11 protein-coding genes are annotated in these 13990 nt (G+C 69.2%); 6 read left to right on the plus strand and 5 right to left on the minus strand.

What is annotated here, in order from left to right:
* Positions 1–3 precede the first annotated feature (3 nt).
* Genes ABZ796_RS01090 through ABZ796_RS01100 form a run of 3 tightly spaced genes read left to right on the plus strand, consistent with a single transcriptional unit; the run spans position 4 to position 3760 of the window.
* Positions 4–1794, plus strand: a complete 1791-nt coding sequence (locus ABZ796_RS01090; RefSeq protein ID WP_357333866.1) for an FAD-dependent monooxygenase — start codon at positions 4–6, stop codon at positions 1792–1794.
* A gap of 26 nt (positions 1795–1820) precedes the next feature.
* Positions 1821–2873: a maleylacetate reductase gene (locus ABZ796_RS01095; RefSeq protein WP_357333868.1), complete on the plus strand. Its 1053-nt coding sequence runs from the start codon at positions 1821–1823 to the stop codon at positions 2871–2873.
* Positions 2873–3760: a dioxygenase gene (locus ABZ796_RS01100; protein WP_357333870.1), complete on the plus strand. Its 888-nt coding sequence runs from the start codon at positions 2873–2875 to the stop codon at positions 3758–3760. Before ABZ796_RS01095 ends, ABZ796_RS01100 begins: the two co-directional genes overlap by 1 nt.
* 57 nt (positions 3761–3817) lie before the next feature.
* Here ABZ796_RS01100 and ABZ796_RS01105 read toward each other — a convergent pair whose 3' ends face one another.
* Both ABZ796_RS01105 and ABZ796_RS01110 read right to left on the minus strand, forming a co-directional pair.
* A complete protein-coding gene (locus ABZ796_RS01105) occupies positions 3818–4807 on the minus strand; it encodes a hypothetical protein (protein ID WP_357333872.1) in 990 nt (329 codons plus the stop codon).
* A 70-nt stretch (positions 4808–4877) separates the two neighbouring features.
* Positions 4878–5630: a Clp protease N-terminal domain-containing protein gene (locus tag ABZ796_RS01110; RefSeq protein ID WP_357333874.1), complete on the minus strand. Its 753-nt coding sequence runs from the start codon at positions 5628–5630 to the stop codon at positions 4878–4880.
* 50 nt (positions 5631–5680) lie between these two features.
* Between ABZ796_RS01110 and ABZ796_RS01115 the strand changes: the two genes are divergently transcribed.
* Positions 5681–6112 (plus strand): type II toxin-antitoxin system VapC family toxin, encoded by a 432-nt coding sequence (locus ABZ796_RS01115; RefSeq protein WP_357333876.1) that lies wholly within the window; start codon positions 5681–5683, stop codon positions 6110–6112.
* Between the two features lie 53 nt (positions 6113–6165).
* Here the strand turns inward: ABZ796_RS01115 and ABZ796_RS01120 are convergent, their stop codons facing one another.
* Positions 6166–7509, minus strand: a complete 1344-nt coding sequence (locus tag ABZ796_RS01120; protein WP_357333878.1) for an FAD-dependent oxidoreductase — start codon at positions 7507–7509, stop codon at positions 6166–6168.
* A 574-nt stretch (positions 7510–8083) separates the two neighbouring features.
* On the minus strand, positions 8084–9358 hold the full coding sequence (locus tag ABZ796_RS01125) for a DUF222 domain-containing protein (RefSeq protein ID WP_357333879.1): 1275 nt from the start codon (positions 9356–9358) through the stop codon (positions 8084–8086).
* 697 nt (positions 9359–10055) lie between these two features.
* On the opposite strand from ABZ796_RS01125, the gene ABZ796_RS01130 reads away from it, so the two are divergent.
* Together ABZ796_RS01130 and ABZ796_RS01135 are read left to right on the plus strand one after the other, a co-directional pair.
* The gene (locus ABZ796_RS01130) at positions 10056–11936 is read left to right on the plus strand and encodes a glycosyltransferase family 39 protein (RefSeq protein ID WP_357333880.1); all 1881 of its coding nucleotides are present in this window, start codon (positions 10056–10058) and stop codon (positions 11934–11936) included.
* Positions 11933–13147, plus strand: a complete 1215-nt coding sequence (locus ABZ796_RS01135) for a glycosyltransferase (RefSeq protein ID WP_357333881.1) — start codon at positions 11933–11935, stop codon at positions 13145–13147. The genes ABZ796_RS01130 and ABZ796_RS01135 overlap by 4 nt, the downstream gene beginning before the upstream one ends.
* Positions 13148–13157: 10 nt before the next feature.
* Here ABZ796_RS01135 and ABZ796_RS01140 read toward each other — a convergent pair whose 3' ends face one another.
* On the minus strand, positions 13158–13982 hold the full coding sequence (locus tag ABZ796_RS01140; protein WP_357333882.1) for a helix-turn-helix transcriptional regulator: 825 nt from the start codon (positions 13980–13982) through the stop codon (positions 13158–13160).
* Positions 13983–13990: the final 8 nt, after the last annotated feature.

Here is a 13990-nt window from a genome sequence, read left to right on the forward strand (position 1 = left end):
AACATGCCAGTCTTCGACGACGGCCAGAAAGAGACCGAGGTCCCCGAGACCGAGGATGTCGTGACCACCGACGTCCTCGTCGTGGGATCCGGTCCGGCCGGTGCGTCCGCCGCGCTCTTCCTGAGCGAGCTCGGTGTCGACAACATCATGATCACGAAGTACCGCTGGACCGCGAACACCCCGCGGGCGCACATCACCAACCAGCGCGCGATGGAGATCTTCCGCGACCTGGGCATCGAGGAGCAGGTGCTCGCCGACGCGACGCCGCACGAGCTCGTCGGTGACACCGTCTTCTGCACGAGCATCGCCGGCGAGGAGATCGGCCGCATCCGCACCTGGGGCACCCGGCCCGACCGGGAGGCCGACTACCAGCTGGCGAGCCCGTGCCTGACCGTCGACATCCCGCAGACGTACCTGGAGCCGATCCTGGTCCGCAACGCGACCGAGCGCGGCACCCAGACGCGGTTCTCCACCGAATACCTTTCGCACGTCCAGGACGAGGACGGCGTCACCACGATCGCCCGCGACCGCCTGACCGGCCACGAGTACAAGATCCGGTCGAAGTTCCTCATCGGCGCCGACGGCGCCCGCACCCAGGTCGGCGCCGACATCGACCTGCCGCTCGAGGGTGCGATGGACATCGCCGGCTCGATGAACATCACCTTCAAGGCCGACCTCTCCGAGCTCGTCGACCACCGCCCCTCGGTCCTCTACTGGGTCATCCAGCCCGGCTCGAACGTCGGCGGCATCGGCACCGGCCTGGTCCGCATGGTCCGCCCCTGGGACGAGTGGCTGATCGTGTGGGGCTACGACATCAACCAGCCGCCGCCGGAGCTGACCGAGGAGTACGCGGTCAAGGTCATCCGCGACCTGCTCGGGATGCCCGACCTGGAGCCGGACGTGACCGGCTACTCGCTGTGGGGCGTGAACGAGATGTACGCGACCCACGCCCAGAAGGGCCGCGTCTTCTGCGCCGGCGACGCCATCCACCGCCACCCGCCGTCGAACGGGCTCGGCTCGAACACCTCGATCCAGGACTCCTACAACCTGGCCTGGAAGCTCGCCGCGGTGCTCCAGGGGTACGCCGAGCCGTCGCTCCTGGAGTCCTACTCCACCGAGCGCGCCCCGGTCGCCAAGCGCATCGTCACCCGGGCCAACCAGTCCGCCCGGGAGTTCGGCGAGCTCTTCGAGGCGCTCGGTGTCGTCGGTCTCGAGGGCGAGGAGATGGCCAAGGCCATCGAGGAGCGCAAGGCCAACACCCCCGAGGGCGCGGCCAAGCGCGCCGCGCTGGTCACCGCGATGGAGCGCAAGAACTACGAGTTCAACGCCCACGGCGTCGAGCTCGGCCAGTTCTACGAGTCCGACGCGATCGTCTCCGACGGCACCCGGCCGGCGCCGACCGACGACGAGGACCTCTACCACCGGATGTCGACCTCGCCGGGCGCGCACCTGCCGCACGCCTGGGTCGGGGACAACGTCGAGAAGCACGCGATGCTCGACCTCGCCCCCTACACGCAGTGGACGCTGATCACCGGCGTCGCCGGTGAGGCGTGGGAGGACGCGGCGGCCGCGGCGCGGTCGCAGTTCGGGATTCCGCTCCAGACCGTCGTGATCGGCCCCGGCCGGGCGGTCACCGACCTCTACTTCGACTGGGCCAAGCTCCGTGAGGTCGAGGAGTCGGGCGCGATCCTGGTACGTCCCGACAAGCACATCGCCTGGCGCGCCATGTCGCTGCCCGAGGACCCCGGTGCTGCGCTGGGCGAGGCGGTCGCGACGCTGCTGGGCAAGGCCTGATCGCTGTTGACTGCGCGGGGGGATCGATGAAGTTCACGCACGAGTCGCTGCCGCAGCGGGTCCGTTTCGCCACCGGCGAGGCGCCCGCCGCGGTGGCAGCAGAGATCGACGAGCTCGGCGCGCGGCGGGTGATGGTCATCGCCGGCGCGCGCGAGGCCGAGCTCGCCGCCCGGGTGACCGCCGACGTACCGGTCGCGTTGCGCCACGACGAGGTCGTGATGCATGTGCCGGTCGAGGTCGCCGAGCGGGCTCGTGAGCGGGCGGCCGAGTCCGCCGTCGACGCACTGGTGTGCGTCGGCGGTGGCTCGACCACCGGCCTCGCCAAGGCGGTCGCGCTCACCACGGGGCTGCCGATCGTGGCGGTCCCGACGACGTACGCCGGGTCCGAGGCGACCAACGTCTGGGGCCTGACCTCGGGCGAGACGAAGACGACCGGGGTCGACGCCCGCGTCCTGCCGCGCTCGGTCGTCTACGACGCGGCGCTGCTGAGGACGCTGCCCGGGGAGATGACGGTCGCCAGCGGCCTGAACGCCCTCGCGCACAGCGTCGACGCGATGTGGGGTCCGCGGGTGGATCCCATCGACCAGGTCAACGCGGCCGAGGGAATCCGGGGGCTCGCGGCAGGCCTGCCGAAGGTCGCGAGCGACTCCGCCAGCATCGACGGGATCGAGCAGACCCTCTACGGCGCCTACCTGGCAGCGGTCTCGTTCACCTCCGCCGGCTCGGGGATGCACCACAAGATCTGCCACGTGCTGGGTGGCATGTTCAACCTGCCGCACGCCCAGACCCACGCGGTCGTGCTCCCGCACGTGCTCGCCTTCAACGCGCCTAACGCCCCGGAGGCGGAGGCGCGGATGGCCGTGGCGTTCGGGGCGCCGAGCGCGGTGGTGGGCCTGGCGGAGCTGCGTACGGCGCTCTCGGCGCCGAAGGCGCTCCAGGACTACGGCATGCCCGAGGAGGGCATCGCCAAGGCGGTCGCGCCGATCCTGGCCGCGATCCCCGACAACAACCCGACCCCGGTCACCGAACAGAACCTGACCGCGCTGCTGACCGCGGCGTGGGCGGGAGAGGAGAGCTGATGGCCACCGAGATCTCACCCCAGCAGCAGGCTGTCGAGCAGAGCCTGGTCGACACCGTGGTCGCGTCCTTCGACGCCTGCGAGGACCCGCGCCTGAAGGAGGTCATGGTCTCGCTGACCCGTCACCTGCACGCCTTCATCCGCGACGTACGCCTCACCGAGGAGGAGTGGGGCGAAGCCATCGACTTCCTGACGAAGGCCGGCCACATCACCGACGACGTACGCCAGGAGTTCATCCTCCTCTCCGACACCCTCGGTGCTTCGATGCAGACGATCAACATCAACAACGAGGCGTACGCCGACGCGACAGAGGCCACGGTCTTCGGACCCTTCTTCGTGGAGGACTCCCCGGCGATCGAGCTGGGCGGAGACATGGCCTTCGGTGCTCCGGGCGAGCCGTGCTGGGTCGCCGGGACGGTCACCGACACCGACGGGAAACCGCTGGTCGGAGCCAGGATCGAGGTCTGGGAGGCCGACGAGGACGGGCTCTACGACGTCCAGCGTGACGCCGGTTCGCGGGCGGCCCGGGCGCACCTGTTCACCGACGCCGAGGGCGGCTACCGGTTCTGGGGGCTGACGCCCACGCCGTACCCGATCCCCGACGACGGTCCCGTCGGCAAGATGCTGACCGCGGTCGGGCGGTCGCCGCTGCGCGCCTCGCACCTGCACTTCATGGTCAGCCACGAGGGCTGCCGCACCCTGGTCACGCACATCTTCCCCGAGGGCGACCCGATCGGCTGGAAGGACACCGTCTTCGGGGTCAAGGAGTCCCTGATCAAGACGTTCGAGCAGCAGCCTGCCGGGACGCCGACGCCGGATGGCCGGGCTGTCGATGGCACCTGGTCGACGGTGCGGTTCGACATCGTCCTCGCGCCCGTGGGGGCCTGAAACGTCCCTGGCGTGCTTCGGCCACAGGGGTGTTGCCCGGGCACGTCAGGGACCCCCTCACGGGGCCCGATGGACGGTGTAGGTGAACTCCTCGTGGATCAGGACGTTGCCGGCGGAGTCCGTGATCACGAGGTGGTCGGTCACGCGGGAGTCGGGCGGATAGGAGTCGAACCCGATCGCCACCTCGGCCACGGTTTCGCCTTCGGGGAGGAAGGATCCCTTCACGTCGAGCCCGCCCGGCGGGGCCGGATGGTCCAGGGTGATCCGGAGGGTTCCGTGCACCCAGCCCTCGGTCCCCTCGGGCGTCAGGACCGGCTCGTTCACCGTGAACCGGTCCCCCTGCCGGAACGATCGGATCTCCGGCCGGACCTGCATCACCCGGGTGGCGCTCTTCCGGTTCCGGGTCGCCCTGACCGTCGCGTTGAACGCAGGCAGCGACCCGGTCGTCGGCCCCTTCGTGACGGCCTTGAACGACGCCGTACGCCGCCCGGCCGCGATCGTGACCGTGCCCGGGACGGTGACCCATGACGAGCTCGAGGCGAGGCTCACGGCCAGGGAGGTCTTCGCGACGCAGTCCATCGTCACCGTCCCGCTGGCCGTCTGTCCGGCGTGGACGTAGGCGGGCAGCGCCACGGCCGTCGGCACCGGCGTCGGGTAGCACGGGGTGACCGCGCGGACCAGCGTCGCGCGGCGTTCCACGCCTCGATAGGTGGCCTTGACCCGGCCGCTGCTCCGGACCGTCGTCGGCGAGGTCCGGACGGTGACCTGGACCGTGCTCCGGCCCCTCGCGACAGAGACGTACGCCGGGACCCTGATGCCCGTGCTGGCCCACAGACGCACCGTGGTCCGCCTGGGAGTCCGGCAGCTGAGCCGGACCGTGGCGGTGGTCGACGAGCCTCCGGCCACGGTGCTCCTGGCGAAGGTCAGCGACTTGAGCGTCGGCCGGCAGGCCGCCTCCGCCGGCGGCGCCGTCACGGCGGCAGGCACGTTGAGGGCGGCGACGGCCAGGACGAGGCCGAGGACGAGTCGGCCGAAACAGCGTGGCATGGGGTACCTCCAGGTCCTCGGAAGGTATCGAAGCCCCTGGCCCGCGCTGCTCGCTCGTGCCAGGGGTCCCTCAGATCAAGGTACCCGGGTCGAAGTCGACCTCGAGCGAGGCGAGGATGGACGTGATGCTCTGCTCGGTGCTTGCCTTCTCGATCCCGGCCTCATGGAGGATCCCGGCGCCGTCCTCGTGCTCGAGGAGGGCGAGCAGGATGTGCTCGGTGCCGACGTAGGAGTGCTCGAGCCGCAGGGCTTCGCGGAAGGTCAGCTCGAGCACCTTCTTGGCGTCGGCGGTGAACGGGATCATCTCTCCGACCTCGCCGTAGGGCTCCGGAGTGGCGGCGGTCGCCACCTCGCGGACCTTGTCGAGGGTCACGCCCTGCGCCCGGATCGCGTGGCCCGCGACCCCTTCGGGCTCGGAGAGGAGGCCGAGCACGAGGTGCGGTACGCCGGTCTCCGCGTTCGCGGCCTTCCGTGCCTCCGCCTGGGCGGCGACGACCACCGTGCGGGCACGCGGGGTGAACTTCGCGAACCCGGCGTTCGGGTCGAGCGACTGGTCGCCGGCCTTGGGGACGTACTTCTTCTGGGCCGCCTGCTTCGTCACCCCCATCCGGGTGCCGATCTCGGTCCAGGAGGCGCCGGAGCGGCGGGCCTGGTCCACGAAGTGCCCGATCAGATGGTCGGCCACCTCGCCCAGGTGCTCACCGACCATCATCGCATCGGCCAGCTGGTCCAGGGGCTCGGTCCGAGCCTTCTTGATGGAGTCGATCAGGGTGTCGAGGCGCACGGCCTTGAGGGCAGGGTCTGCATCGCGGGGAGTCGTCATGCGTCAACTCTAGGTTGACGCTTGCGCCTCGTCAACCTTTGGTTGACGACTTGAGCGAGAGGGGCTCTGGACTGATCGACACGAACGTGGTCTCCGAGCTTCGGAAGAAGCGTCCCGACGCTGCCGTCATCGAATGGGTGAACGGTCTCGGCGCCGACGAGGTCCACCTCTCGGTGTTGACGGTTGGTGAGCTGTGTGCGGGTGCCGCGCGCCTCGCGGCGCGTGGCGACGAGGTCGCGGCGCAGGCCCTGAAGGTCTGGATCGAAGGGCTCGTCGAGCAGTACGACGATCAGGTTCTGCCGGTGACCGCAGGTGTGGCGGATCGTTGGGGCGAGCTGAACTCCTCGCGGCCCCTTCCGGCCGTGGACTCGCTGCTCGCCGCGACCGCTCTCGAGCACGGGCTCACGGTCTCGACCCGCAACACCGAGGACTTCGAGTCGACCGGGGTCGAGGTCTTCAACCCGTTCTCAGTGCCCGGGTAAATCGCAGAGGGCCGGCCACCGCATGGTGGCCGGCCCTCTGCGTACGGGATCGATCAACTGTTGGAGATCTGGATCATCTCGTCGCGGGGGACGACCTTGATCCGCTCGCGGCCCTGGGCCTCGCCGAGGGAGCGCTCGTGGTTGTCGAGCTGCTCCCAGCCCTCGATGGTGGTGAACTCGACACCCTTGCCGGACAGGTGCTCGAGGACTGCCGCGGGCGAGCCGTGCTCGGCAGGCTTGAGCTTGTCGAGGTCGTGGAGGAGGTTGTCGATGGTCTCCTTGGCGTCGGACTTGGTGTGGCCGATGAGGCCGACCGGTCCGCGCTTGATCCACCCGGTGACGTACGTCCCGTCGATGTGCTCGCCGTTGAGATCGAGCACTCGGCCGCCGGCGTTGGGGATGACGCCGTTCTCGCTGTCGAAAGGCACGTCGGGGAGCGCCTCGGAGAGGTAGCCGACGGCGCGGTAGACGGCCTGGACCGGGGTGTCGGTGAACTCACCGGTGCCGGTGACGGTGCCGTCGCCGTTGTATTCGGTCTTCTCGCTGCGCAGCGCGACCACGCGACCGTCCTCGCCGAGGATCTCGACGGGGTTCTGCATCATGTGGATGACGATCTTGTGCGGCTTGTCGCCGGCGGGCGCCTCCATGTACTTCAGGAGGATGTCGGCCACCAGCTTGGTCGCCTTGTGGCTCTGGATCGCCTTCTCGCCGGCCTCGTCGATCTCGAAGCCCTCCTCCTCGACGACGACGTCGACCGACGGGGAGTGGGAGAGCTCGCGCAGCTCCATCGGGCTGAACTTGATGTGGGCGGGGCCGCGGCGGGCGTAGACGTGGACCGTCTTGGCCGGGTTCTTCTTCAGACCCTGGTAGACGTTGTCGGAGATCTCGGTGACCAGCTGCTCGTCGGCGGGCTTGGCCAGCATCCGGGCGACGTCGAGGGCGACGTTGCCGGCGCCGAGGACAGCGACCTCCTCGGCGTCGAGGGGCCACTCGCGGGAGACGTCGGGGTGACCGGCGTACCAGCTGACGAAGTCGGCCGCGCCGTAGGACTGGGGCAGGTCGATCCCCGGGATGTCGAGCTCGCGGTCGGCCATCGCGCCGGTGGCGAAGATGACGGCGTCGTAGAACCGGTGCAGGTCGTCGAGCTTGAGGTCGGTGCCGAAGTCGACGTTGCCGATGAAGCGGATGCTGTCCTGGTTCAGGACGCGCTTCAGAGCCTTGATGATCTCCTTGATTCGCGGGTGGTCAGGAGCCACGCCGTAGCGAACCAGGCCGTAAGGGGCAGGCAGACGCTCGATGACGTCGACGCGCGCACCAGGGTGCTCCTTCGTGAGGATGTCGGCAGCGTAGATGCCGGCCGGGCCGGCACCGACGATCGCAACGCGGATGTCACGCATAAGGGAGTTCAACCTTCCGTGGATGTACTAAGGCAAGCCTAAAGGGGGTCGTGTAACCCTCCGAATCCATTCCACCAGGTGGTTACGAGGTCGAGCGTGGGTTTCACGCTCAATACTAGAACGCGTTCTTGTTTTGGGTGTGTCTGGGAACGTGATCTCGGACACGTACGGCGCGTCGCGCCCTGCTTTCTGGCCGCTGGGTTCGGTGGGTGAGCTCTGCTGAGCCTTGGTCTTTCGGGGCGGCGCGCGGGGGTGACCGTGGTTTCGTTGTCGGTGTTCGCCGCCGACCCTTGCTTCGATTGTTTCTCGATCACGCACCGCGTCAAGGCGATGTATCGAGCTTGTCGAGATGGCGGGCTTCGCCGGTGGCCTGCGGCCATCCTTGACCCGGCACCTGATCGAGAAAGATTTCGCCTGTATCGGGCCGACGGCGAGGGTGTGGCGCGGCGGATTCAGTTGGGTGACTCACGAGCCGACGCCCCACTTGGCGGCGGTGTTCGCGCGGGTGGGGAAACACCTGCGGACACGGGGGCACGGCGATGACCGGCCAGAATGAGCTCGTGACCCTGCCGGTCTAAGAGCGGCGGGTGAACCGGATGGTGCCATCCGGTAGTCGCTCGTGGATGTAGCCGGGTGCATGCGCCAGGCGGTGATGGTGGGGGCACAACAACGCCCCGTCCTTCAGGTCCGTCTTCCCGCCAGCAGCCCAGGGGTCGAGATGGTGGGCGTCGCACCACTCCGGGGGCATGTCACACCCCTCGGCCTGGCAGCACTTCTGCTGCAACCGCAGCGCCTTGCGCTGGATCGGCTGGAAGAACCGGCTGCCCCGGCCGACGTCTAGGACCTCACCCTCACCACCGAGGACCCAGGGGATGATGGTGGCGTTGCACGCCATCCGCCGCGCCTCGGCCGCGGTGATCGTGGTGCCGTTGGTCTCGTCATAGCCCAGGGTGGCGACCCCGAGGTCCTTGCGGAGCTCCTCCAGTGAGATCACCACGTTGATCGTGGTGGCGTCACCGCCATGGCGGGGCAGGGCGGCGGGGTCGATGGTCTCCAGGAGCCGCGAGAACCCTTGGCCCATGAGTCGTTCCCACGGCGGCAACGGGCTGCCCTTGCCGACGAGCTGCTGTTTGCGGGGTTGGGCGTAGGCCTCGACGAGTCGTTTGAACCGCATCCCGATCGAGGTCGGCACCACACCCTGGAACCCGATGGTGCCGTCGTGGTTGTCCCACACCCGCAACGCGGTCCTCTGCTGGGCCCGTTCCTCCTCGGCCAGGACGGCCTGGGCTTCGGCAGCCTCGAACCGGGCCGGGTCGATCTTGGTCAGGATCCGGCGTCCGGCGATCTTGAGCTGCTTCGCGGTCAGCTCGGTGGCGTAGTCGACCAGCATCTTCTCGGCCAGCACCAGGTCCTCGGCACTGGCGACCGGGTCGGATGCGACCTTGTCGAGCGCACGAACGATCACCCGCGCCTTGTCCTCGGAGACAACACCCTGCGCCAGGCCAGCGGCCACGTGCTCGTACTTCGCCACGCCGGTCGCGAGTTTGAGTTGGGAGCGAGCCTCACCCTTGTCGACCAGCAGCTCGGCCCGCATCCAGGCGGAGGCGTCCTTGGCGCCGGTCTCTTCGGCGATGTCCCCGGCAGAGGCGAGGACCTGGAGCTTCACCGCGGCCAGTTTGGCCTGGAGCTTCTCCAGCCGTCTCAACGAGTCTTTCTTCTGCCCGGTGTGCCAATAGAGGGGGTCCCGGGTGAGGAGTTGGTCGAGGGAGGATTCGATGGCGGCCAACTCGACCTCGATCGGGTCGCCGGGGTTGGTGCCCCAGTGGTTGATCTCGGGTTCGAGACTCATCGCCATTTCCTCCCCTCAGTGAGGTGTTGTGATGGCTCTGATTCTACGCCTCAACCACGCCTTCTGTCATCTATTTTCCCTGTTCAAACCCTGTTTTCGCGGTGAGCGAACGGCATCGTTCTTGTGGATGGTAAGTGGCCCGAAGGGCCACCTTCCACCCCCTGCAACACCACCCGTCGCAAGGAAGAATGCGCTGCGCCACACCCGGGCCGCCGCCCCGATAGCCAGCCAAGTTTTTCTCGATCTGGTCCGGAGTCCAGGACCGCCGCAGGCGGCCGGCGAAGCCGGCGGCCGAAGGCCGTCCTTGACGCCGGACCAGATCGAGAAGACCCTCCAAACAGGGTCGGCGGCCCAGGCCAGCCCTCGGGCGAAACGTCCCGGCAGGGAGTTCTCAGCAGACTCGATCAGCCGAGGAACCGTGTTGGTCTCGACACGCCTCCGCCTAGCGGCTCCGGCGGCTCGACCAGCGGGGTGGGAGCGGGGTGGGGTGGTCGCGACAAGCTCGACCACCGGGGTGAACACCTGTGAACCACAGCACACAGCCCGAGCACAGCCGGACCGTAAGCCCGCCACAGTCCAACCCCCGAGCCTCGAGAGTATGACCCAACTCCTCGAACCACCGACGACGAGAACGGCACCCGAGCCGACACAGACACCACGATGGCGTCCGACACCCGAGCGCGCGTCCCTGATCATTTTGCTCGCCCTGACGGCGGTGGCGTACCTGTGGACGCTGTCGGAGTCGGGATACGCCAACCAGTATTACTCCGCGGCCGCGCAGGCCGGGGGCGAGAGCTGGAAGGCGTGGTTCTTCGGGGCGCTCGACGCGAGCAGCTCGATCACGGTCGACAAGCCGCCGGCGTCGCTGTGGGTGATGGGCCTGTCCGTACGCCTCTTCGGGCTGTCCTCGTGGAGCATCCTGGTCCCGCAAGCGCTGATGGGTGTGGCCACGGTGGGCCTGGTCCACGGCCTCGTCAAGAAGGTCGCGCCGTGGCAGGCGGGGATCGCGGCGGGGGTGTTCACCGCGCTGACGCCGGCGGCGGCGCTGATGTTCCGGTTCAACAACCCGGACGCGCTGCTGCTCCTCCTGCTGGTCGGCGCCGGGTTCTCGACGCTCAGGGCGATCGAGACCGGCAAGGGCCGGTGGATGGTGCTGGCCGGTGCGCTGCTCGGGTTCGGCTTCCTCACCAAGATGCTGCAGGCGTTCCTGATGATTCCGGCCATCGCCCTCGTCTACCTGATCGCGGGCAAGGGCTCGTTCGGGAAGAGGCTCGCGCACGGCGTGGCCTGCTTCGTCGCCATGGTCGTGAGCGCCGGCTGGTACATCGCGATCGTCGAGCTGATCCCGGAGTCCTGGCGGCCCTACATCGACGGCTCGACCGGCAACTCTCTCCTCGAGCTGACCCTCGGCTACAACGGCGTCGGGCGGCTCAGCGGCGGTGACTACGGTGGCCTCGGCAACGCGGGCTTCTCCAGCGCGGCCGGGATCCTGCGCCTCTTCCAGGGCGTCTCCGGCGGCATGGTCTCCTGGCTGCTCCCCGCGGCCCTGCTCTTCCTCGTCACCGGCCTCATCGCGCTGCGCAAGGCGCCCCGGACCGACCTGACCCGCGCCGCGCTGATCTTCAGCGGCGCCACCATGCTCGTCACCGGCTTGGTCTTCTCCTTCATGGAGGGCATCTACCACGACTACTACGTCGTCGCGCTGGCTCCGTGGATCGCGATCACCGCGGTCGTCGGCACCGCGATCATGTGGCGCGACCGCGACAGCCTCTTCGCCCGGATCACCCTGGCCGTCGCGATGGCCGGCAGCTCGATCTGGGGCTGGGTGCTCCTCGGGCAGTCCGGCGAACAGCCGTACGACGCACTGCGCTGGCCCGTCCTGATCATCGGCCTCGGGGTCGCCGCCGGGTTCGTCTTCGCGGACAGGCTCACCCGCCGGGCGGCGGCCGCGGTCCTCGGGGTGGCAGCCGTCACCTTCGGGGTCGGGCCTGCGGCGTACGCGATCCAGACGATCGGCACCGCCCACACCGGCTCGATCGTTACGGCCGGTCCGTACGAGGGCGGCGGCATGGGCGGGATGGGCGGTGGTCGTCCTGGTGGTGCTGGCGGTGGCCCGGGTGCTCAGACCCAGAACGGCACCCCGCCGACCGGCCAGATGCCCGGCGGCATGCCCGGCGGACCCGCTGGAGGAATGCGCGGCGGCGGGATGATGGGCGGCGGCCAGGTCGACGAGGAGCTCGCCGAGGCGGTGAGCACCAACGCCGGCAACTACACCTGGGTGGCCGCGACGATCGGCTCCCAGACCGCGGCCGGCCTCCAGCTCGAGACCGGCGAGGCCGTGATGGCGATCGGTGGCTTCAACGGCACCTCGAACAGCATCACGCTCGAGCAGTTCCAGGAGTACGTCGCCGACGGCGAGATCCACTACTTCATCGCCGGAGGCGGCATGGGCGGCATGAGAGGCGGCAGCGACGAGACCTCCAGCGCATCCGAGATCAGCGCCTGGGTCGAGGAGAACTTCACCCAGACCACCATCGGCAGCAGCACCGTCTACGACCTGACGGCGGACGCCTCGTGACCGCGGGAACGGAGCTCTCGGACGGAGGGTGGGTCCTCGACGAGAAGCGGCTGCTGACGGCGATCGACCTGGTGATCCCGGTCCACAACGAGGAGAAGAACCTGGGGACGTCCGTACGCCACCTCGACGGCTACCTGCGCACCCTGCCCTACTCCACGACGATCACGATCGCCGACAACGCCAGCACCGACGGCACCTGGCAGATCGCGGAGCGGCTCGCGACCGAGATCACGCGCGTCCGGGCGATCCATCTGGACCAGAAGGGCCGGGGGCGGGCGCTCAAGGCGGCCTGGTCCACGTCGCAGGCGGAGGTGGTCGGCTACATGGACGTCGATCTCTCCACCGACCTCCGAGCCCTGCCGCCCCTGCTCGCCCCGCTGCTCTCGGGCCACTCCGATGTCGCGATCGGCTCCCGGCTGGCCCGCGGCAGCCGGATCGAGCGGGGCCCGAAGCGGGACGTCCTGTCCAAGGGCTACAACCTGCTGCTTCGTGGGGTCCTCTCCGCGGAGTTCACCGACGCCCAGTGCGGCTTCAAGGCGATCCGGCGCGACGTGGCCGAGAAGCTGCTCCCGCTGGTCGAGGACGACAGCTGGTTCTTCGACACCGAGCTGCTCGTGCTCGCCTCCGAGGCCGGGCTGCGCGTGCACGAGGTGCCGGTGGACTGGGTCGACGACCCCGACTCCCGTGTCGACATCGTGAAGACGGTCAAGGAGGACCTGGCCGGGATCAGGAGACTGCTGTTCGGGCTGGTCAGCGGCAGGATCGACCTCAATGGCGTACGTCCTCCGGGCCCCGTCAGAAGCCCGAGCCTGGCGACTCAGGTGATCCGGTTCGGCGCCGTCGGGGTGATGAGCACGCTGGCGTACCTGCTGCTCTACATCCTGCTGCGCACCGCCGTCGGAGCGCAGGCGGCCAACCTGATCGCGCTCCTGGTGACCGCGGTCGCCAACACCGCGGCCAACCGCCGGCTGACCTTCGGGATCACCGCGCGGCGGGGTGCGGTCAAGCACCACGTCGCCGGCCTGCTGGCCTTCGGGCTGGGGCTGGCGCTGACGTCGGGCTCCCTCGCGCTCCTCCACCTGGCCATCCCGATGCCGGCCAGACCGACCGAGCTGGTGGTGCTCGTCGTCGCCAACGCCACCGCCACGCTGTTGCGATTCGTGATCCTGAGAGCGGTGATGGCCACGCCGCGCTCTGCCGTTGCGGCCTAGGAACTGCGGCCTAGGAGAAGGCCTGGGTGCCGATCACCCGGAGCAGGTCGAGCTTCTCGGCCGCGTCGGTGCCTTCGGCGGGGAAGTAGGCGACCAGCTGGATCTCCTGCCCCTCGCTGAAGAGCACCTCGCAGCGCACCTCGACGGTACCGACCTCGGGATGGAGGAAGGTCTTCCGGTCGGCACGGCGTACGCCCACCTCGTGGCGCTCCCAGAGCCCGCGGAACTCCGAGCTCGCGGCGAGCAGATCGTCGACGAGACCGGTGATGTCGGGTTGGCCGGCGCGACGGGCGTGGGTCGCGCGCAGATCGCTGACGTGGACGGCCGAGATCCGGTCCCAGTCCTCCTCGGGCATCTGCCGGAAATCCGGGTCGGTGAACCAGCGCCACACCATGTTCTCCGTCTTCCTCCCGCCGCGCAGGTGTCCCAGCAGCAGGTCGGCCATCGGGTTGGTGAAGAGCACTTCGCCGAGGTCGTTGCAGATCATCACGGGCAGGTCGGTGAGCCGGTTGGCGAGAGCGACGAGCCCGGGGCGTACGTGGCCTCGACGGGGTGGTGGGGTCATCCCGGCCAGGTAGAAGAGGTGGTCGCGCTCGTCGAGGTCGCACTGCAGCGCGCGGGCGACCGCGTTGACCACCGACTCCGAGGGCGCCGACCCGCGGGCCTGCTCCAGCCGGGTGTAGTGGTCGGTGGACACGCCGGCGAGCATCGCGACCTCCTCGCGACGGAGCCCGGGCGTACGCCGGCGGGTGCCCTCGGGCAGGCCGACGTCGGCCGGGCGGATCAGCGCCCGACGTCGGCGGAGGAAGTCGGCGAGTGCCTTGCGGTCGGTCACACCGACCA

The organism is Nocardioides sp. NPDC047086 (genome assembly GCF_040643685.1).
Lineage (GTDB): Bacteria > Actinomycetota > Actinomycetes > Propionibacteriales > Nocardioidaceae > Nocardioides.